This is a genomic window from Halorientalis brevis (assembly GCF_042678165.1).
Lineage (GTDB): Archaea > Halobacteriota > Halobacteria > Halobacteriales > Haloarculaceae > Halorientalis > Halorientalis brevis.
Genome location: NZ_JBHUDJ010000003.1, coordinates 243,086 through 261,488, shown reverse-complemented (window position 1 = coordinate 261,488; position 18,403 = coordinate 243,086). Strand labels below are relative to the sequence as shown.

Below are 18,403 nucleotides of genomic sequence, written 5' to 3'. Positions count from 1 at the left end.
TCGCGTCGAGTGAACCGCCTCGCTGCGCTCGGCGGATGCTAGTTTCTTGAATGGGAGTCAGTCGGACTTCGCCTGTTTGAACCGACTCGCCGGCAAGAGGAGTTCGTTGACGCCCGGGAGGTGTTTGACGTTGTAGACGATCTGCGCGTCCTTGGTCACCGGCGTGGTGATACAGGAGAGCCGAATCCCGCTGTCGATCAGTTCCGGTGGGAGGACGTGGCTGTTCGGCGGCGGGACCTCGCCGTCGATGAGCGCGATCGCACAGTTCGAGCAGGCGCCGCCGCGGCAGGCAAAGGGCCAGGCGAAGCCGTGTTTCTCCGCGGCTTCCAGGATCGATTCGTGGGGCTCGACGAGGATCTCCCCGTAGTCGACCCGGTCGAGGTCCGCGCGGGCTGCCTTCTCGAACAGGTCGTCGTCAGTGAGCTCCCACCCGAAGTCGTCGAGCACCTCGTAGTTGAGATACTCGACGAAGTGCTCGTCGTACTGGGGAGGGTCGTCCGCCTGCTGGTCGAAGTCCTCGTGCACGCTGCTCGGGTCGTCCGGATCGTACCCGTCCTGGAGTCGTTCGTAGGCGGTCTGAACGGCCCGAAATTCACTGACGGTGCCACCCTGGTCCGGATGGACTTCCTTCACCCGTTCCCGATAGGCGCGCACGATCTCCGACTCGTCTGCGTCCGGATCGAGCCCGAGGACGTCGAAGGGGGAGTCCACGCTCGCCACTAGGTAGCTGAAGCATAAAGTCCCTCCTCCCTCCGGCAAACTGCGGGACAGCGAGTGGCTAGCTCAGCGACGACGGCCGTTTCGGTCGTCCCAGCCAACGTCGCCGTCCCGCCCCTCGTCAGAATCACGTCGTGCCGTCCGCTCCGCTTCTGTCCGGTCCATCGTCGGCACGTCGTCGGTTTCGGACTGGATCAGCGCGTACAGCACGAACGGCCCGGCCACCGCGAGCAGTAGTACCAAGATCAAGACGGCACCCTCCGCCATGGCTCACCCGAAGAACACGTCGAGGAGGTTGCTGGTGCCGGCGTCGGACTTGTAGAGTTCGGTGTAGCCGCAGTTGGTACAGGAGACCGTCTCGAACCCGCGGTTCTGAATGTCGAACAGTTTACTTAACCCGCCACCAGAGGTGGCGATCTTGTCGACTTCCGCGTCAGTGTGGCCGCACTTGGGACAGCCATTGTCGGCAGGGGTTTCAGGGGGCATACACCCGTGTGTCGTACCAGGAGACCTATCAGTTTTCCCCCGAAACGCGGCGGCCGAGCTTTTTCCCCCAGGGAGTCGTTGACACTCACATGGTGCACGCGCTCGTCATCGGGGGAACCGGGTTCGTCGGCCGGCACGCGGTCGCAGAACTCCGCGAGCACGGCTACGAGGTCACCGCGTTCAGCCGTGGGCAAAGCGAGGTCCCGTTCACTGACGAGGCCGTTACACACCTCCGCGGCGACCGCACTGACGAGCGCGAGTTGGCGGACGCGGCACAGGCCGCGGACCCGGACGTGGTCGTCGACTGCGCAGCGTTCCACCCGGGCGAGGTGCGGACGGCAACGCGGCTGTTCGCGGACGCGGACGCCTACGTCTACGTCTCCAGCGGTGCGGCCTACGCCGAGGAGGAGATACCGAAGCGGGAAGGCGAGACGTCCCTCCACGACTGCGCAGCCGAGGAGGCGCGCAACGCCTCGGCGGCGACGTACGGGCCGCGGAAGGCGGCGGGGGACCGGGCCGTGTTCGACGCAGCCGACGAGGGCGTCAGGGCCATGAGCGTCCGGCCGTCGAACGTGTACGGCCCGCACGACTACAGCGGCTACCTGGACTACTGGATCGACCGCGTCGAGCACTGCGACCGCGTGCTGGTCCCCGGCGACGGCACGAACATCTGGCACCGTGCCTACGTCGAGGACGTGGCCAGCGCGCTGCGGATCGTCGCCGAACGTGGCGCCCCAGGCGAGGCGTACAACGTCGCTGATCGACGAGCGACGACGCTCGGCCGACTCGTCGAACAGGTGGCCGCCGCGGTCGGAACTGAGATCGAACGAGTGTACGCCGGCCCATACGAACTCGACGCAGTGGACGTCGATCCCGGGGAGTTCCCCTACTATCGAGACGAACCGCATCTGTTGGCGACGGAGAAGCTCGCCGCCCTCGGCTGGGAGTCGACGCCACTGCGCGACGCGCTCGAAGCGACGATCGCAGAGTACCGGGAGAGCGAGCGAGACGGGAGCGATCACGGGCCGGACCGACAGGCAGCCAACAGGCTGCGCCAGCGGGTGACGAGCAGATAAGCGACCGCGGCGACCACGGGCGACCGGCGGAGGGATAAACCCTTACTCCATCGCACGAGAGGGGTGATTATGTTCGAGAAGTCGACGTGGATTCGCCTGCCCCGGAACGTGGTGGTGGGGCACGGCGTGTTGGACGAGACCGTCGACGCGGTCGCGGAGTTGCACCTCACGGGGCGACCGCTCGTCGTCACGAGTCCGACGCCCCGGGAAGTCGCCGGCACTCGGGTCGTCGAGGGGTTCGCCGCCGAAGGGACCGATCCGGAAACCGTACTGGTCGAGGAGGCCAGTTTCGAGGCCGTCCAGCGCGTCATCCGGGAAGCGGACGCCGCAGAGGCCGGCTTTCTCGTCGGCGTCGGCGGCGGCAAGGTCATCGACATCACGAAGATGGCGGCCGACGAGCTGGGTCTGGGGTTCGTGTCGGTCCCGACGGCGGCGAGTCACGACGGCATCGTGAGCGGGCGCGGGTCGGTTCCTGACGGCAACACTCGACACAGCGTCGCCGCGGAGCCGCCGCTGGCAGTCGTCGCAGACACCGAGATTCTGGCCGACGCACCGTGGCGACTGACGACGGCCGGCTGTGCCGACATCATCAGCAACTACACCGCGGTCAAAGACTGGGAACTCGCGAAGCGACTGAAAAACGTCGAGTACTCCGAGTACGCCGGCGCACTGTCGCGGATGACCGCAGAGATGCTCGTCGAGAACTCCGACTCGATCAAGAAGAACCTGGAAGAATCGGCGTGGATCGTCGTGAAGGCACTGGTGTCGTCGGGCGTCGCGATGTCGATCGCGGGCTCGTCGCGGCCGGCCAGCGGCGCTGAGCACCTCTTCTCACACCAGCTCGACCGGCTCGTCCCCGGGACGGCGCTCCACGGTCACCAGGTCGGAGTCGGCTCGATCATGACCGAGTACCTCCACAGCGGTGCGAAGGGTGAGTGGCGCTCCGTGCGGAACGCGCTCGCCAGTATCGGTGCGCCGACGACGGCCGAAGAACTGGGTATCGAGGACGAAACGATCATCCAGGCGCTGACGACGGCGCACGAGATCCGAGACCGCTACACGATCCTGGGGGACGGCGTGAACGAACCGGCAGCGCGCGAGGTCGCACGGGCGACCGGCGTCATATAACGAGTTCGCTCTCCGGGGGGTCTGCTTGCCACTGGCCCTCGGGGCCTGGCGTGCCGGAGACGAGACGGCCGGACAGGAGCACGACGAGACGATACACCGGCTCTGCGTCCGGATCGCTCTTGCTGTGGACGCCAGCGATCGTCGCCTCCTCGATGGTCTCGATCCGGCACTCGACGCCCGCAGCCTGCCGAACGGCGCGTTTGGCCCGCTGTTCGAGGGAGTCCTCGGCACTGATGATCTCACCGGGTGCGACGAGCCCGTCACCGGTTTCGACCAGCAGCACGTCGCCGTCGTCGTTGTGGACGTGGACGTCTGCCCTGGCAACCCCCTGTTGAGCCTGCTCGACGACCTGCTCGTAGTACTCTCCGGAGACAGAGACCGTCGTCTGATTCACCGGAAACGATTCGTACGCTGATTCGAGGTCGCCTAGCAGTGCCTCGACGTGGTCTCGCGACCGCCCAGCAACACCCATGTTGCGTCCCAGGAACTGACCAGATAAAAAGGGATGAGACATTTTTGTCCTCTGCCCGAGGACACAACCCCTGGTTGAACGAACGACGGCGAGGACGTCGTATCGAGCGGTGAGTCGACCGAAACTCGGGAGGAAAAGCCGACAGTACAGCCGCGCCGCGATTCAGACGTGCTCGTCGAGGAAGTCCACGACGGCGGTGTAGGCGTCGATCTGGTTCTCGCGCTTGGAGATGCCGTGGCCTTCGTCCTCGAAGATCAGTTTCTCGACGGGAATGCCCTGTGCCTCGACCTCCTCGGCGATCTGTTCCGCTTCGCCGACCGGGACGCGCGGGTCGTTGGCGCCGTGAAGGACGAACAGCGGCGCCTCAATCTCGTCGGCGTGGGTGAGCGGGCTGATCGATTCGAGGAACTCACGGTCGTCCTCGAGCGAGCCGTACTCCGCTTCGCGGTGCTCGCGGCGCCAGGCACCGGTGTTCTCCAGGAAGGTGACGAAGTTGGCGATGCCGACCACGTCGACGCCGGCCGCCCAGAGATCGGGGTACTCCGTGAGCGCGGCGAGCACCATGAAGCCACCGTAGGAGCCACCCTTGGCGACGATGCGGTCGGGGTCGACGCGGGGGTGGTCGTGGAGCCAGTCCACGCCCGCTTTGAGGTCTTTCACGGAGTCCATCCGCTGTCGCACGTCGTCGAGGTGCGTGTAGGCCTTCCCGTAGCCCGTGGACCCGCGGACGTTCGGCTCGAAGACAGCGTAGCCGCGTGAGAGCAGGTACTGCGTGAGTCCCGAAAAGGAGGGTCGCCGCTGACTCTCCGGGCCGCCGTGGACGTCGACGATGACCGGCGTCTCTCCCGCGGGTGCGTCGGCCGGGAGGGTGAAGTACGCGGGAATCTCGCGGCCGTCGAAGGACTCGACGTGGACCAGTTCCGGGCCGCGGAACGAGGACGGGGGAATCCCCGCGGTCGAGGCGCGCGTCCACCGAGTCGTCTCGCCCGTCTCGAAGTCGACCACGTGAACGTTGGTGTTCGTGGTCCGACTGGACGCCGAGAGCGCGAACGTCTCGGCGTCGGGGTCGAAGCTCACGCCGCCGGCGGTCCCGTCGGGGAGGTCCGGTGTCGGCCTGGTCTCGTACTCGGTCGGGCCAGTGAGTTCGCCGATCGTCAGTTCCGTGTAGCCGTCGACGTTCCGGGAGTAGGCGAACCGACCCGTTTCGTCGTCCAGCGCGATGCCGTCGACGTTCCACTCGTCCCCCGATTCGACCGTCTCGATCTCGTGAGAGTCCAGATCGATGCGACCTAAATAGAGCGTGTCGGTGTCGCGATCGGTACAGCAGTAGACGGCATCGCCGTCCGGTCCCCACGAGGGGCTGTTGTATCGGACGTCCCCGTCGTGTGGCGTAATGTGCGTGCGCTCGCCGGACTTGACGTCGAGAACGTAGAGGTCCTTGTCGAAGCTGGAGTGATGTTCTGAAACGATGAGTCGATCGTCGTCAGGGCTCCAGCCGGCGACCGCGAGCCAGCCGTCACCCTCGTAGATCAGGTCGGCCTCGTCGCCGCACTCGTCGCGATCCTGCACGTACACGTCGAAGACGGACTCGTCGCGGCGGTTGGCGGCGAAGGCAAACTGCTCGCCGTCGTGGGACCAGCCGCCCCAGTAGTGGATCGCGTCGGGCACGTCGGTCAGCGGGTGGATGGTTCCGTCGTCGGCGTCGAGTCGGAACAGTTGTGTGAACTCGTCGCCGCCCTCGTCCATGCCAAAGGCGAGCTCTCGGCGCTCGGGCGACCACGAGCAGAACGTGACGCGTTCGTCGTCGAAGGTCCGTTGCTCGGGCCAGGCGCCCGGTTCGTCGAGCGTCCAGATCTGTGGCGTGCCGGTCGTGTCCATCAGGAACGCGAGCGTGCCCACCGGGCCGACGGATGCGCCGTAGGCGCTCCGAATGTTGAGGTAGCGCTCTAAGTCGTGCATGGCGGGCGGACGGCCGGCGGAACCATAGGCGTTGTGCGCACACCGCGATGGCGGAACGAAAGCTCGGCCCCGACGGCTTTCACTCGCAAGGAAAGTCGTTTTTCACCTGCCGAGCCGTGTGGAGGTATGTCCGGTCGTGAGACAGACCGCGAGGAAGGCGTGGACTTCACCGACATCGATCCGATCCTCTCGGAGCTCGCCTATCCGACGACGAAAGACGAGTTCGTCAGCGAGTACGGAGACCAGTCGATAGCGCGGACGAACGCCGATCCGATCTCGGTCCACGAACTGTTCGACGGGACCGGCGAGGACACCTTCGAGTCGCCGACGGAAATCAGACAGAGCGTGCTCAACCTCATGCCCAGAGAGTCAGTCGGCCGACAGCGATACTCCGATCGCGGCGGCGCGATTCCCGAAGAAGGCCCGGAACTCACCGAGGGGGCGAACAACGAGTCGCTGTAGCAACCGGCACGACGCGGCCGGTCATGGCGTGCCCGCGGAACCGAGAGGCCGCCGGGGGCAGAAGGGCAGGGATTTTTGAGCGACCCACTCGTCCGCAGGGGTATGCGGGTCGCTTTCGTGACAGAACGGACGGTTTTCGACGACGCGACCGACGGTCGCGAGCGACTCCAGCGGATCGCGAGCGGACTGGCCGCCCGCGGCCACGACGTGACGGTGTTTTGCACGCAGTGGTGGGCCGGCTACGACGAGTCCCGGGAATACGATGGCGTCACGTATCGCGCCGTCACGGTGTCGGAAGCGACCCCGTCGTTTCTCACGCGACTCCCCGTCCTGCTGGCGCAGTATCGCCCGGACGTCGTTCACGCGACGCCAGAACCGCCGAAACTGGTCGCCGCGGCGAACCTGGGCGGCACGCTGGCGCGTGCGCCGCTCGTGGTGGAGTGGTTCGGCGACGAGGACGTCGATGAGTCCCGCTGGACGCGGTACGCGGCGCGCAAACCGGCGACGGTCATCACGCCGTCGGAACTCGTCCGCACCGTCGTCCGCGAACTCGGTGCGACCACGGACACCACGCAGGTCGTCCCCGAGAGCATCGACGCCTCGCTCGTGGAAACCACCGAGCCGAACCAGGACGCCGACATCGTGTACGCGCGCGAACTCGACGCGGACGCGAACGTCGAGACGTTACTGCTCGGGCTCGCAGAACTCAGACAGCGAGACTGGTCTGCGACGATCATCGGTGACGGCCCGAAGCGAGAGGAGTTCGAAGAACAGGCGGCCGACTTGCGCGTCGACGATAGAGTTTCCTTCGTGGGCGATATCTCACGGGAGGAGCGCGTGGCCACCTACAAGGGTGCACACACGTTCGTCCAGACCGCGTACCGCGAGAACTTCGCGACGGAACTGCTCTGGGCGCTCGCCTGTGGCTGCGTCGGCATCGTCGAGTACCAGGCCGAATCCAGCGCCCACGAACTGATCGAGCAGTACCCCCGGAGTTTCCGCGTCAGCGACGACGAAGGGATCACCGAAGCCATCGAAGACGCCACGAAATACGAGCGGCTGGACATGGATTCTGACGTCGCCGTCGCGTACGATCACAACGAGGTACTCGAACGGTACCTCGACATCTATCAGGACCTCCGCGAGGAACACGGGGTCTTCTAATCGTTCCTTCGAAGAAATAATCCCTCAGTCTTCGGCGTGCGTCGGCGGATCGTCGGCGGCGGCTACTGTCCGGACGGCGGCGACGTTCGCGTCCACGTCGTGAACGCGGACGATGTCGGCACCGCGCTCGGCCGCCAGCGTCGTGGCCGCGACCGTCGCGTGCAGTCGCTCGTCGGGCGCGCGATCGATGAGATCGAACATCGATTTGTGCGAGTGACCGACCAGAACCGGGCAGCCGAACGCCTGGAACTCGCCGATCCGTCCCAGCATCTCGAAGTTTTCGGCTTTGGACTTCCCGAATCCCAGCCCTGGATCGACGATGATCTGCTCGCGGTCGAGGCCGGCCTTCTCGGCGAGCAACACTCGTTCGGTGAGGTCGTCGACGACGTCTTCGACCACGTCGTCGTACTCGACGTCGGTGTCCGGGTCGACCGGCGTCTCGATGCTGTGCATGACGACGACGGGGACGTCGTACTCGGCAGCGACGAGTCGCATCTCGGGGTCCTCCAGCCCCGACACGTCGTTCAGGACGTCCGCGCCAGCGTCCAGTGCGGCGGCGGCGACCGCGGCCCGTCGCGTGTCAACCGAGATCATCGCGTCGAGCTCGCTGATCCGTTCGACGACCGGAACGACGCGGTCGCGTTCTTCGTCGACGGGGACCGGGTCGGCACCGGGCCGCGTCGACTCGCCGCCGACGTCGATGATGTCGACGCCCGCATCGACCATCTCTTCGGCACGCGCGACAGCGTCCTCGACGGCGTCGAACTCCCCGCCGTCGTGGAAGCTATCTGGCGTGACGTTGAGGATGCCCATCACGGCGGTGCCGTCCTCCCAGGGGTAGCCCCGCTGGTCGCGACCGTGGCCTTCGATGCCGAGCGCGGCGCGCAGTTCGTCGGCGAACGGGGAGAGGCCGTACGGCTGGCCGTCGAGTTTGCCGGCCAGTCGCTTGTACTGGGCGAGCGTCCCCATCAGGACCACGTCGAGGTTCTCCTGGTCCTGGTCGTTCAGGCCCGAGATGGCGCACTCGCCACCGAGCGAGAGCATCTCTTCTTTGAGGTACTGGGCCTGTCGAGGTTGCACCCGCGTCTTGAGCACGCGGTGAACGGCCTTCCCGCGCATCCGCCACGCGCCAGCTTCAGTGACGTGTGCGCCCTCGATCGTCGCTCGCGCTTCGGGGACGGTGTCGACGCGTTTCGGGATCTCGGTGCGCGTCCAGCGAGTCCGCGCCTCGGTGACGCAGTACAGCGATCCAGTCACGAGGACGCAGTCGTCCGGTGAGGCGGCGTCGAGCGCCATCTCGAAGGCGCCCGCGACGTCGCTCCGGGTCTCGACAGTCGCGTCCGGATAAGTGGACTCGAACGCACGGGCGACCACCGACTCTTCCTCGGCTCGGTCGAGGTCGGGCTCGCAGGCGATCACGTGCGCCGGGTCCGGCAGCGCCGCGGCGATCCCCCGGTGATCCTTGTCGCTCATCGCCCCGGCGACGACGTGAAGATCGTCGTACTCGAACGACGAGAGCGTCTTCGCGAGTTCGGCGGCGCCGCCCGGATTGTGTGCGCCGTCGAGCACGACCAGCGGGTCCTGGCCCATCACCTCGAACCGCCCGGGCCAGTGAGCGTTACGCAGTCCGCGTTCCAGATCGGCCCGAGACACGTCGGTCACCTGGCGTGCGAGTGCCGCCGCGATCCCGGCGTTCCGTGCCTGATGATCACCGAGCAGCGGGAGTTTCGTGTCCACGCTCCACCCGTTACCTTCGAGCGAAATATCAGATTCCAGTCCGTCGATGCCGCCGTATTCGACCTGCACGTCGCAGTCCCCAGTGTCGGCGACGGTAACGAGATCGCCAGCGACCGACCGAATCGCCGTCAGCGCCTCGTCGGTCGCACCGGTGACCAGCGGTGCGTCGGCCGGCGCGACGTGTGCTTTGTCGGTGGCGATCTCTTCGATCGTGTCGCCGAGCAGTGCCGTGTGTTCGAGCGTGACGGTGGTGACGGCGCTGGCCACCGGATCGACGACGCTCGTCGCGTCGTGTTTGCCGCCGATGCCGACCTCGAGGATCGCCACGTCGACGTCTGCACGCCGGAACGCCCAGAGGGCGAGGCCGGTGATCGTCTCGAAGAACGTCGGGGCGCCGCCGTCTGCGGCACAGTCCGTCACGTAGCCCCGGACCGCGTCGACGTACTCGACGAGCGCGCGTTCGGTGAGTTTCCGACCGTTGATCCGAACCCGCTCGCGAACGTCGTCGAGGTGCGGCGAGGTGTAGAGCCCGACGTCGAGGCCGGCTTCTCGGAGGACACGCTCTGTCATCCGCGCGGTGCTTCCCTTCCCGTTCGAGCCGGCGACCTGCACACACCGGTAGTCCTCGTGTGGGTCACCGAGATGCGCGAGGAGGTCCCGCGTGGCCGCGGTTCCAGGTCGCGGCGGATACCGACGAAGGTCGAACAGGAAGTTCGCCGCGTCGTGGAACTCCATACCCCGTCATCCGTGGCGGCGCGCTTTAGAGTGTCGAACTGGGCAGCAGCAACCAGTGGCTCACGACGGCCCGACTTCGGAGATGATGCGCGATTCGATCTTGCGGAGGTGTTCGCCGACGGTACTGGTCGAACAGTCCATGTTCTCTGCGATGTCTTCGTTCGTCGCCTGGCGGGGAATCTCGTAGTAGCCCTTCTCGGTGGCGACTTCGAGCACCTCCTGCTGACGGTCCGTCAACAGCGTCGTGATGTCGACCATGTCGACGCCCTCGCTGTCGGCCTCTTCGAGCTGAATGTCGATGCTCCCCGGCCTGTTCATCGCTGCCTTCCGTATCTTGTCCGGGTCGCCGGCGACGCTCATGTGGAGTCCGCCGTCCTCGTCGATCTTCAGCGGGGGATTGATAATGAGATCGTAGTTGTTCTTGAGCATGATGAGCGCCGTCACCATCGTGTCCGGCGTGAGGTGAACGTGCGCCCGAAGCCCGTCGTCTTCGATCTCGAAGACGTCGTAGGAGAGCGCGCTCTCTTCGGCGTCCAACAGTGCTTCGAGTTCGGCCGCGTCTCCAGTGATGTGATACAGCAGGACAGTCGTCCCATCGGACATCATATCAAAGTACTGAACGCCATGCCGAGTGAGCGCAGGACTCTCGATAATGGCTTCGTCGATGGGGTTATACGTGCCGTCCTCCGTCCGGACGACGATGTCGAACTCCCGCATGTCCTTCGATTCTCAATGAAAGAACAAAAACCGTTCGCCAGTATACTGAGGGACAACGACACCCGAGAGCACCGGGCAGCACGGTACGGTTCTACGGAATCAGTTCTGACAGCACTCGTGCCTCGATCTTCCGGAGGTGTTCACCGACCGTCCCCGCCGAGCAGTCCAGGTGGGCAGCGAGGTCCTCGTGGGTGGCCTGTCGCGGAATCGAGTAGTACCCCATCTCGACGGCCGTCTGGAGCACCTCCTGTTGCCTGTCGGTGAGCATGGTTACGAGACTGTCCCGCTGGGGCTCGTACTCACCGATGAGTTCCAGATACGCGTCCACGGTGTCCGGAATGTCGATGGCGGCCCGTCTGACCAGTTCCTGTGGCCCGGCAGCCGTCAATCGCAGCGCGCCCTCGTCGGTGTACTCCAGGGGCGGATCGATGTACAGTTTGTGTCGGTCGACGATCTGGAGCAGTTCCGTCGCCGGGTTGTCGGGTTCGAAATGAACGTGCGCGTGAAAGCCCGACTCCTCGCTGTCGAACACGTCGTACGAGAGCACCGACTCGTGTTCTTCGTATATCCCCTCCAGTGCTGCCGACTCCCCCTGCATGAGAAACAGCGCCACGCCCGTCCCGTCGTTGAGGAGGTTCAGGTGGAGGATCGCCTCCCGCTCGATCGCTGCGTGCTGGGCCGTCAGCGTATCGAGTTCGTGGAACCCCTCTTGCTCCTTCGGCGTCAGGAGCAACTGGAAATAGCGCATACTACTGTCTCCATTCGAACAGACCTAAATATTCGTTATGAATCGGGAAACAAAGGACAACAGCTGCCCGCTCGCGGCCACGGGGTATTAAAATTCCCTCACATGCAGGGAGCTATTTGTAATGGGAAGCACGTTGTAACAATGTTCAGGCATGGACGCCAGTGAGAGCACTGCCGAACTAGGGGCGGGGCGAATCGACAGGGAGAGTACGTACTACGAGTTGTACCAGAAGTCCGTCGAGTTGGGGACCTGGGACGCCGAGAAACTCGTCCAGAAGGTCGGATTCGAGGAGGACCGCGAAGTCTGGGAGTCGCTGGAAGACGACGAGAAAGAGCAGTGGGCGCGGATCATCTCTTATTTCATCGACGGGGAACACGCGGTCGCACAGGACGCCCGCCGCATCATGGCGACGGTGTCCTCGCCGTGGTTCGACCGGTCCATCGAGAAAGAGATGTTCGCCTCGGCGCTCGCGCTGGAGGAAGCCAAGCACACGCAGTTTTTCGACCTGTACCTCTCGAACGTGATGGTCGACAAGTTCCCGCAGTACGAGCTCGACACGCGTCGCGGAGGCATCCAGATCCCGCGGACGGAGGCCTGCGGTGCCGGGAAGATGTTCGAACGACAGGGAACGCTCCAGGCCCAGGCCGCCCACGGCGGCGATCCCGTCGACATCGCCCGCGCGGCGACGAACTATCACATCGGCGTCGAAGGCATCCTCGCCCGCGGCGGCTACTTCGCGAAGAACCGCATGATGCAGGAGACTCCGCTGCCGCTGTTGAACAAGGGCTTTCAGTTCATCAGCACGGACGAGGGGCGGCACATCACATTCGGACTGGAGTTGCTTCAGGAACTGATCGAGAAAGAGCGCGAGGGGATTCCGGAGTACCAGGGCGTCCAGAACGCCATCTGGGAGCAGTCCGTCGAGGACATCGGCTACATCACCGACACGGGGTATTTCATCACCGGCGACGTGGGCGATCCGCTCGACGTGGACTTCGACGACCTCGTCAACCGCGGTGCGCGACTGGCCGGCGACATGCTGTTCGACACGCTCGACCTGGACAACGCGGAGCCGCGCGATTACATGCAGGCGGCCGCGGACGCCATGGAGGAGGCGCGAGACAGCGACTACGGCGCAGTGATCGAGAAGTACGACCACATCTACGAGAAAAAACAGGCGGCAGGTGACTGACCATGACGAAACTCACAGAGATCGACGGCGCGGACTTCACTGCATCGGACGAGGAGATCGAAGCGGCCGTCGAGGAGACAGCCCAGGAACTCGGGATGGACCCGGAAACCGTCTCAGAGGAGGTCGCCTACATCCTCGATTCGGGGTCCGGCAGGGTGAACAACGAGGGCGTCGCGGGCGCGGCCGTCGGATCGAACGCCGACACGGCCGACGATCCGCGACTCGAAGCACTGGACGTGTTCAAACTCCGCCAGGAACTATGAGCGGTGCAACGTTCGACGACGGAACCGGCGAAGACGCCGAACACGAGGTGGAACTCGTCCACGACGGCGAGACGGTCTCGCTGTCCGTCTCAGGCGACGAGTACATCCTCGACGCCGCAGAGGACGCAGGGTTCGACCTCCCGTACTCCTGCCGCCAGGGGCAGTGTACGTCCTGCGTCGGCAAGGTCCTGGAGGGCGCGGTCGACCAGAGCGAAGGCACCGCACTCGATCCGATGCAGCAAGACGACGGCTACGCGCTGCTCTGTGTCTCCTATCCGACGTCTGACTGCCGAATCGAGACCGAGGCGCAAGGCGACATGTTCGGCGGTGATCTGGACGTCTTCTGACCGAACCACCGCTTGAGCAGCGCGCCATCCAGCACTTTCTCACGTAGGAAACGACAACGGCCGCCGAGATCGTGGCCGAATACGCCGGCGCCTCAAGAAGGAGACCGGAATAACACGGATACTTATAAAATACACATATAAACACCCTCAGATCACAGGGATAATTTCTTAACCGAGTGGGAGAAATTATGTTCGTACACCCGTTGCGACGCGAACGTGTGGCTGGGGGGACTCGACACCGTCGCGCGTGCCACAACGGGGGAGATTTACCATGAGTGCACAACAGGAAGAGGAAACGTACGAACTCGAAGAGTACTGGCCGACGACCGCCTGGCTCGACGTCTACCAGGAGGACCTGACCGCGAGCGAGGAGCTCTCCGAGAAGATGTCCGGGTGGGGACAGGGATTCAACGGCGACTTCGTCTTCGAGATCAACAACCTGCCCATCGAAGAGAACACGGTCGGTGACCTGCCCGAGGAAGTCTGGTCGGCACTGGACACTGGAATCCGCCAACTGCCCGATTCAGTCCTCGATACCGTGCTCGAGGACGCCCCTGAAGAGGTCCAGAACGGCATCGAAGAGCGCGAGGGACCGCTGGCAGAACGTGCAGCCAACGAACTCCTCGAGACGCGCATCGAGAACGCGCCCGACAAAGTGTGGCCGGGTCTGCGCCGCGTCATGCCCGAGATTCTCGATGGGTTGCTCGAGGAACTCGAAGAGAACGTCACCGACGAGGGCCACGTCTACGCCTGGATCGGCCTCGAAGACGGTGACTGCACCGGGACGGACACGCTGATGGAACTCGACGAGCGGGACAAGGGCTTCGTCCTCACCGGCGAGTACGAGCAGTGGGTCCGTCTGGTCACGGGCGAACTGGACGTCGTCGAGGGGATCATGTCCGGCGAACTCGAACTCGACGGCGACATGCAGAAGATCCTACAGTACTCCGACGCCGCTCTGCTGATGACCGACATCGCCTCCGAGACGGACAAGCGATTCCTCTTCTAACCGGGAAGCGGCCGTTTCCCGGACTGGTCGCTGTCTGACCCAACCGTCGCGTCCGCGCAGCGGCGGCCCGGAGACGGTCAATCTTTATCCAGGGTCGCGACGTTCTTTCCACCGATGGGGTTTTTCAATAATCTCGGGCGGAAGGTCGAGGAGTTCAAACGGGACGTGGACAGCGCGAAGGCGGACGAAGCCACACACCAGTGCACGGCGTGTGACCACCTGTACTTCGCCGCACGCGAGGAGTGCGACGAATGCGGCAGGGACGCCGTCGTCGAACGGTAGGGCTGCTGGTGTCTCGGCCTGCGTCGGATGATGGCGGACTGACTCCGCGGCTTGGTCGGCCGGACGCCGCGTTAGTGCACGCAGACGCAGGGTGGTGTGACGGTGAGCAGCGCGCCAGTCGGATCGGCCTTGCAAGTGGAGGCAGTGACCACTTCGGACCCACGAACGTACTGCCGCACATGGCAGGAGAAACCAGAGAACACGAGGTAGACACCGAGTACAACCCGAATCCGTCCGAGAGCGGCAAGTGGCTGTCGGCGGTCATCGCCCTGCTCGGGGCCTGGCTGATCGTCGAGGCGTTCCTGTTCGACCTCGTCGCGTCACAGTTCTGGAACGACATCATCGTCGGCGCGCTCCTGTTGATCGTCGGCGGATACAACTACTCCCGGCGGGCGAGCGAGCGAGTGGGCAGCATGTCCGCAGCAGTGCTCGCGGCGTTAGTCGGGCTGTGGCTCATCGCAGCACCGTTCATCTTCGGTGCCGATTTCGGACTCACCGAGACGGCGAACCCGCTCGGGTTCTGGAACGACATCGTCGTCGGCCTGATCGCGTTCGTCCTCGGCGCCTACAGCGCCTACGAGGTGCGCGACCAGCGTGAGGAAGTCCGCGAAGTCGCCGGCTGACACCGCCTGCCACGGTCCACCGACGTTTATTTTCCGAACCACCGCTCGCCGAGTTGCCGTCGCCGGTACGTGGCGAGTTGGTACCTGGTAAGCTGGGCAGAAAAGAGCACCATCAGCACGACGAACGCGCCGATAAGGGCGAGCGATCCCTGATGCACGTACCCGTTGACCAACTGCAAGAGCGCGAACACGGGAAGGCCGAACGTAAAGATGCCAGTCCTGACCGGGAAATCCCGGGCCATCTGGAAGAACGCTGTCGTGTCGTCGGGTAACTCGTCGTCCATGGTTGTCCTCGGAAGGATGCTCGCTTCCTCCTTCGATGAAGCGCGTATAGGCGCTTCGAAACCGACTGGACGGGGGTCTGTCCCACACCCAGAAATCATGGCCAGTCTTCCCGGTCGGTCAGCGGTCGCTACTGAAACCGCCAGACAGACACGAAATCAACCGGTGCCCTCCTTTTCTACGGGGTCTCGATGTTGTATATAAAACCACCTCACATCCGACGGAGTACGCTCAGGGCCGTTCCCGTACAACGAACTGGTAGCCATCGGCCACCAGCGGGGTGGCTCGGTGGGGAATGGGACAACGATGACGGACGAACTCGTAAACCGGATCGACGCATCGCTCGAGAAGGACGAAGCCCAGTTGAAGGAGGACCTTCCCGGACTGCTCGACGAGATCGCAGGCCAGGAACGCAGCTTGATCGCCGACAACCCGGAGGTGTTCTCGCGCGTCGTCGGCCGGATGGAGGCGATCGACATCGAGAGCTTCTACGCCGACGAACCCGAGGCGGCCGACCAGTTCCAGGACCTCCTGTGGACCGGTGTGAACCTCCTCGTCGAGAACGAACCCAGCATCCAGGAACAGATCACGACCGACATCGTGGCGAACTTCGAGGCCGACGACTGCCCGATGGCGGGCCACCTGCAGGTCGACGCCAGCGAGGAGACGGTCACCGGAGGCGCCGGGCTGGCAGACGACCCGGACCTGGTCCTGACGGGTCCCGCCGACACGCTGACGGCGCTCATCACCGGCGGCACCGACCCCATTCAGGGGTTCATGACCCAGGAGTACGAACTCGACGGGTCCGTCCAGAAGGGCACGCAACTGGCGTCCGTAATGGGAGAAATCACTGACTCGGTCCCGAACCAGCATGCAGCTGACTGAGTCCCAGACGGCGTTCCGGGACGAGCTGCGCAGCTATCTCGAACGCGAGGTCGAGCCGGTCGTCGACGAGGCTGACCAGGAGCCGTTCACGCGCGAGGAGATGGTGACGTACGTCAAGGACCTCCGGGAACTCGGCGTCGGCTTCGACCCCGAGACCGCCCAGCAGTTCTTCGGCGACCTGCGCCGCTTCGCCATCGTCTCCGAGGAGATCAGCTACGTCTGGCCCAGTCTCAACGTCGGCCTCCTGATGAGCTTCCCGGCCGTGTTCGTCGAGTACGCCGCCGAGGTGACTCAGGAGAACCAGCTCTCGAAACTCCAGACCGGCGAGTGCATCGGCTCGCTCGCGGTCACCGAACCCGAGGGCGGCTCCGACACCGCCCGCCCGCGGACGACCGCCCGGAGAGAGGGCGACGAGTACGTGCTGGAAGGCCAGAAGACCTGGGTCGGCAACGCACCCATCGCCGACGTCTCGCTGGTCGTCGCCGAAGACGAGGAGAGCGGCGCCCAGGACATGTTCCTGGTCGACCGCGCGTACTCCGACTACGAGGCCGAGACCCTCGACAAGCTCGGCTGGAAAGCGGTCAACAACGGCCGGATGTACTTAGACGGCGTGCGCGTGCCCGCAGAGAACAAGCTCTCGGCGATCATCGGGTCGGCGCTCCGCGACGGCAATCACCTGACCGACGTGGTGCCGTTCCCCGAATCCGTCGCCGAGTTGTTCTTCGAGCAGAAGGCGCTCAACGCGACGTTCTCGTTCATGCGCACCGGGATGGCGTACATGTCGGTCGGCATCATGCAGGCCGCCTTCGACGAGACCGTCGACTACGTCACCGAGCGCTCGACGTTCGGCAAACCCATCGCCGAACACCAGCTCGTCCAGGAGAAACTGTACGACATCCGCGTGAATCTCGAAACGTCACGACAGCTCTCGCGCCGCGCGCTCGAAGCGCTCGAACGCGGGTCCGAAGACGCTCGCCTCGTGTCCTCGATGGCGAAGGGGTACACCGCCGAGAAAGCCGTCGAAGCGACCTCCGACGCGATCCAGATCCACGGCGGCGAAGGGCTCAAGACCGAGAACCGCCTGGAGCGGTACTTCCGAGACGCGCGCGTAATGCCCATCCCCGACGGCACCACAGAGATCCAGAAGCTCATCGTCGGCAAGGAACTCACCGGCCACTCGGCGTACAAGTGACCCCGACTTCCCAACACCACAGCGAACTCACTCTCGTCGTTCGTCACCGTCGTCGTCACAGCACCCAGCAGAAAGAGACACGATCTGTTTCGCCCAGTCGCTTTTGCCTGTGGGAATCCAATCCCTGCGCATGAGTCCCACCATCGAGGTGAGCGAGGAGTTCCTCGAAGAGGTCGATCGCCACCTCTCGGAGGACGAATCGCGCGAAACGTTCCTCAGAGAGCTCGTCCACCACTACGAGTCGGAAGGGACCAGCCTCTGGGAGGGGTACGGCGGCCCGCCGTAGCTACGACCTGACGACGTCACCGTCGAGCCGGTCGACGAACAGCTTCATCCCGACGAGCGCAACCATTCCGACGAGCGGTGCGATCCGGGGATACTCCGCCGTCGTCGCCCGCGCGCGGGACAACCGGCTCGGTTCCTCCGTCGAGGCCGCGCCGGCTCCGGACGCGTCAGTGTCGGTATCGCGTTCGACGGTGGCGTCCAGTTCCGTCTCGGTCTCGACGGTCACCTCGTCGGCTTCGATCGTCGCCGCGTCCACGTCGATCGCTTGCTCCGGTTCAGTCTCTGTTTCCTGCGCTTCGTCCGCATCGTCACTGCTCCGGCGGTCGACGAGTACCCGTCCGAGAGCGCCCAGCGCGGCCACTCCGAGCCCCGCGAAGGTGAGCAGCGTCGTCGCCTTGCGGAGTTTCTCACCCGTCGAGGACTCCGTCTCGTCCCCATCAGCGGTCGGTTCGGACCCGGTGTCCGGCGTCCCGACCTGCTCGTCCGGCGGAACGTCGGGCGTCGTCTCCGGTGGTGCGTCCTGTCGCCCCCCGAGACGGCCGGGCAGGCGATCGCGGAGTGCGGCCGGGAAACGGCTCGTGAGTGTCGAGAGACCCATGCGCAACGATATGCCAGTCGCACTCATATCTCTTGGCCACGCAC

At 64.7% G+C, this 18,403-nt stretch carries 23 protein-coding genes; 13 read left to right on the top strand and 10 right to left on the bottom strand.

The genetic code is table 11. The features are described 5' to 3' along the window. Positions 1-57: 57 nt before the first annotated feature. The 3 genes from fer to ACFR9U_RS08435 form a co-directional block, all read right to left on the bottom strand. Positions 58-711 carry a ferredoxin Fer gene (gene fer, locus ACFR9U_RS08445; RefSeq protein WP_247375504.1) on the bottom strand — a complete coding sequence of 218 codons (654 nt, stop codon included), beginning with the start codon at positions 709-711 and terminating at the stop codon, positions 58-60. A 72-nt stretch (positions 712-783) separates the two neighbouring features. Next, on the bottom strand, positions 784-984 hold the full coding sequence (locus ACFR9U_RS08440) for a hypothetical protein (RefSeq protein ID WP_247375506.1): 201 nt from the start codon (positions 982-984) through the stop codon (positions 784-786). A 3-nt stretch (positions 985-987) separates the two neighbouring features. Further along, positions 988-1,203 (bottom strand): zinc ribbon domain-containing protein, encoded by a 216-nt coding sequence (locus tag ACFR9U_RS08435; RefSeq protein ID WP_247375508.1) that lies wholly within the window; start codon positions 1,201-1,203, stop codon positions 988-990. Positions 1,204-1,292: 89 nt separating this feature from the next. Between ACFR9U_RS08435 and ACFR9U_RS08430 the strand changes: the two genes are divergently transcribed. Both ACFR9U_RS08430 and ACFR9U_RS08425 read left to right on the top strand, forming a co-directional pair. Then, positions 1,293-2,279, top strand: a complete 987-nt coding sequence (locus ACFR9U_RS08430; RefSeq protein WP_247375509.1) for an NAD-dependent epimerase/dehydratase family protein — start codon at positions 1,293-1,295, stop codon at positions 2,277-2,279. Between the two features lie 69 nt (positions 2,280-2,348). Continuing rightward, the gene (locus ACFR9U_RS08425) at positions 2,349-3,407 is read left to right on the top strand and encodes an NAD(P)-dependent glycerol-1-phosphate dehydrogenase (RefSeq protein ID WP_247375518.1); all 1,059 of its coding nucleotides are present in this window, start codon (positions 2,349-2,351) and stop codon (positions 3,405-3,407) included. On the opposite strand, the gene ACFR9U_RS08420 is transcribed toward ACFR9U_RS08425, so the two are convergent. After that, entirely contained in the window at positions 3,400-3,879 is a 480-nt protein-coding gene (locus tag ACFR9U_RS08420) for a hypothetical protein (protein ID WP_247375520.1), read from the bottom strand. The genes ACFR9U_RS08425 and ACFR9U_RS08420 overlap by 8 nt on opposite strands. Before the next feature lie 162 nt (positions 3,880-4,041). After that, complete coding sequence (locus tag ACFR9U_RS08415) at positions 4,042-5,838, bottom strand: S9 family peptidase (protein ID WP_247375522.1); 1,797 nt, start codon at positions 5,836-5,838, stop codon at positions 4,042-4,044. 126 nt (positions 5,839-5,964) lie between these two features. Here ACFR9U_RS08415 and ACFR9U_RS08410 point away from each other — a divergent pair, with 126 nt between their 5' ends. Both ACFR9U_RS08410 and ACFR9U_RS08405 read left to right on the top strand, forming a co-directional pair. Next, on the top strand, positions 5,965-6,300 hold the full coding sequence (locus ACFR9U_RS08410; protein ID WP_247375523.1) for a DUF5789 family protein: 336 nt from the start codon (positions 5,965-5,967) through the stop codon (positions 6,298-6,300). Between the two features lie 102 nt (positions 6,301-6,402). After that, positions 6,403-7,464, top strand: a complete 1,062-nt coding sequence (locus ACFR9U_RS08405; RefSeq protein ID WP_247375525.1) for a glycosyltransferase — start codon at positions 6,403-6,405, stop codon at positions 7,462-7,464. A 24-nt stretch (positions 7,465-7,488) separates the two neighbouring features. On the opposite strand, the gene folP is transcribed toward ACFR9U_RS08405, so the two are convergent. From folP to ACFR9U_RS08390, 3 genes are all read right to left on the bottom strand, one after another. After that, positions 7,489-9,936, bottom strand: coding sequence for a dihydropteroate synthase (gene folP / locus ACFR9U_RS08400; protein ID WP_247375526.1), 2,448 nt, complete (start codon positions 9,934-9,936; stop codon positions 7,489-7,491). A 60-nt stretch (positions 9,937-9,996) separates the two neighbouring features. Next, positions 9,997-10,653: a helix-turn-helix domain-containing protein gene (locus ACFR9U_RS08395; RefSeq protein WP_247375528.1), complete on the bottom strand. Its 657-nt coding sequence runs from the start codon at positions 10,651-10,653 to the stop codon at positions 9,997-9,999. Between the two features lie 91 nt (positions 10,654-10,744). Next, a complete protein-coding gene (locus tag ACFR9U_RS08390; protein ID WP_247375530.1) occupies positions 10,745-11,401 on the bottom strand; it encodes a helix-turn-helix domain-containing protein in 657 nt (218 codons plus the stop codon). Positions 11,402-11,552: 151 nt separating this feature from the next. On the opposite strand from ACFR9U_RS08390, the gene ACFR9U_RS08385 reads away from it, so the two are divergent. The 6 genes from ACFR9U_RS08385 (at position 11,553) to ACFR9U_RS08360 (ending at position 15,117) form a co-directional block, all read left to right on the top strand. Then, positions 11,553-12,593 (top strand): ribonucleotide-diphosphate reductase subunit beta, encoded by a 1,041-nt coding sequence (locus tag ACFR9U_RS08385; RefSeq protein ID WP_247375532.1) that lies wholly within the window; start codon positions 11,553-11,555, stop codon positions 12,591-12,593. A 2-nt stretch (positions 12,594-12,595) separates the two neighbouring features. Beyond that, positions 12,596-12,856 carry a hypothetical protein gene (locus tag ACFR9U_RS08380; protein ID WP_247375534.1) on the top strand — a complete coding sequence of 87 codons (261 nt, stop codon included), beginning with the start codon at positions 12,596-12,598 and terminating at the stop codon, positions 12,854-12,856. Then, a complete protein-coding gene (locus tag ACFR9U_RS08375; RefSeq protein WP_247375536.1) occupies positions 12,853-13,203 on the top strand; it encodes a 2Fe-2S iron-sulfur cluster-binding protein in 351 nt (116 codons plus the stop codon). The genes ACFR9U_RS08380 and ACFR9U_RS08375 overlap by 4 nt, the downstream gene beginning before the upstream one ends. Before the next feature lie 271 nt (positions 13,204-13,474). After that, positions 13,475-14,212 (top strand): SCP2 sterol-binding domain-containing protein, encoded by a 738-nt coding sequence (locus tag ACFR9U_RS08370; RefSeq protein WP_247375545.1) that lies wholly within the window; start codon positions 13,475-13,477, stop codon positions 14,210-14,212. Between the two features lie 114 nt (positions 14,213-14,326). After that, positions 14,327-14,494, top strand: coding sequence for a zinc ribbon domain-containing protein (locus tag ACFR9U_RS08365; RefSeq protein ID WP_247375547.1), 168 nt, complete (start codon positions 14,327-14,329; stop codon positions 14,492-14,494). A 179-nt stretch (positions 14,495-14,673) separates the two neighbouring features. Beyond that, a complete protein-coding gene (locus ACFR9U_RS08360; RefSeq protein ID WP_247375549.1) occupies positions 14,674-15,117 on the top strand; it encodes an SPW repeat protein in 444 nt (147 codons plus the stop codon). Positions 15,118-15,143: 26 nt separating this feature from the next. Here ACFR9U_RS08360 and ACFR9U_RS08355 read toward each other — a convergent pair whose 3' ends face one another. Then, a complete protein-coding gene (locus tag ACFR9U_RS08355; RefSeq protein WP_247375551.1) occupies positions 15,144-15,401 on the bottom strand; it encodes a hypothetical protein in 258 nt (85 codons plus the stop codon). Between the two features lie 304 nt (positions 15,402-15,705). Between ACFR9U_RS08355 and ACFR9U_RS08350 the strand changes: the two genes are divergently transcribed. The 3 genes from ACFR9U_RS08350 (at position 15,706) to ACFR9U_RS08340 (ending at position 17,762) form a co-directional block, all read left to right on the top strand. Continuing rightward, positions 15,706-16,284: an SCP2 sterol-binding domain-containing protein gene (locus ACFR9U_RS08350; RefSeq protein WP_247375553.1), complete on the top strand. Its 579-nt coding sequence runs from the start codon at positions 15,706-15,708 to the stop codon at positions 16,282-16,284. Continuing rightward, on the top strand, positions 16,271-17,476 hold the full coding sequence (locus tag ACFR9U_RS08345) for an acyl-CoA dehydrogenase family protein (RefSeq protein ID WP_247375555.1): 1,206 nt from the start codon (positions 16,271-16,273) through the stop codon (positions 17,474-17,476). The genes ACFR9U_RS08350 and ACFR9U_RS08345 overlap by 14 nt, the downstream gene beginning before the upstream one ends. Before the next feature lie 130 nt (positions 17,477-17,606). After that, positions 17,607-17,762, top strand: a complete 156-nt coding sequence (locus tag ACFR9U_RS08340) for a DUF7557 family protein (protein WP_247375557.1) — start codon at positions 17,607-17,609, stop codon at positions 17,760-17,762. On the opposite strand, the gene ACFR9U_RS08335 is transcribed toward ACFR9U_RS08340, so the two are convergent. Further along, positions 17,763-18,359: a hypothetical protein gene (locus ACFR9U_RS08335; protein WP_247375559.1), complete on the bottom strand. Its 597-nt coding sequence runs from the start codon at positions 18,357-18,359 to the stop codon at positions 17,763-17,765. Between the last annotated feature and the right edge of the window lie 44 nt (positions 18,360-18,403).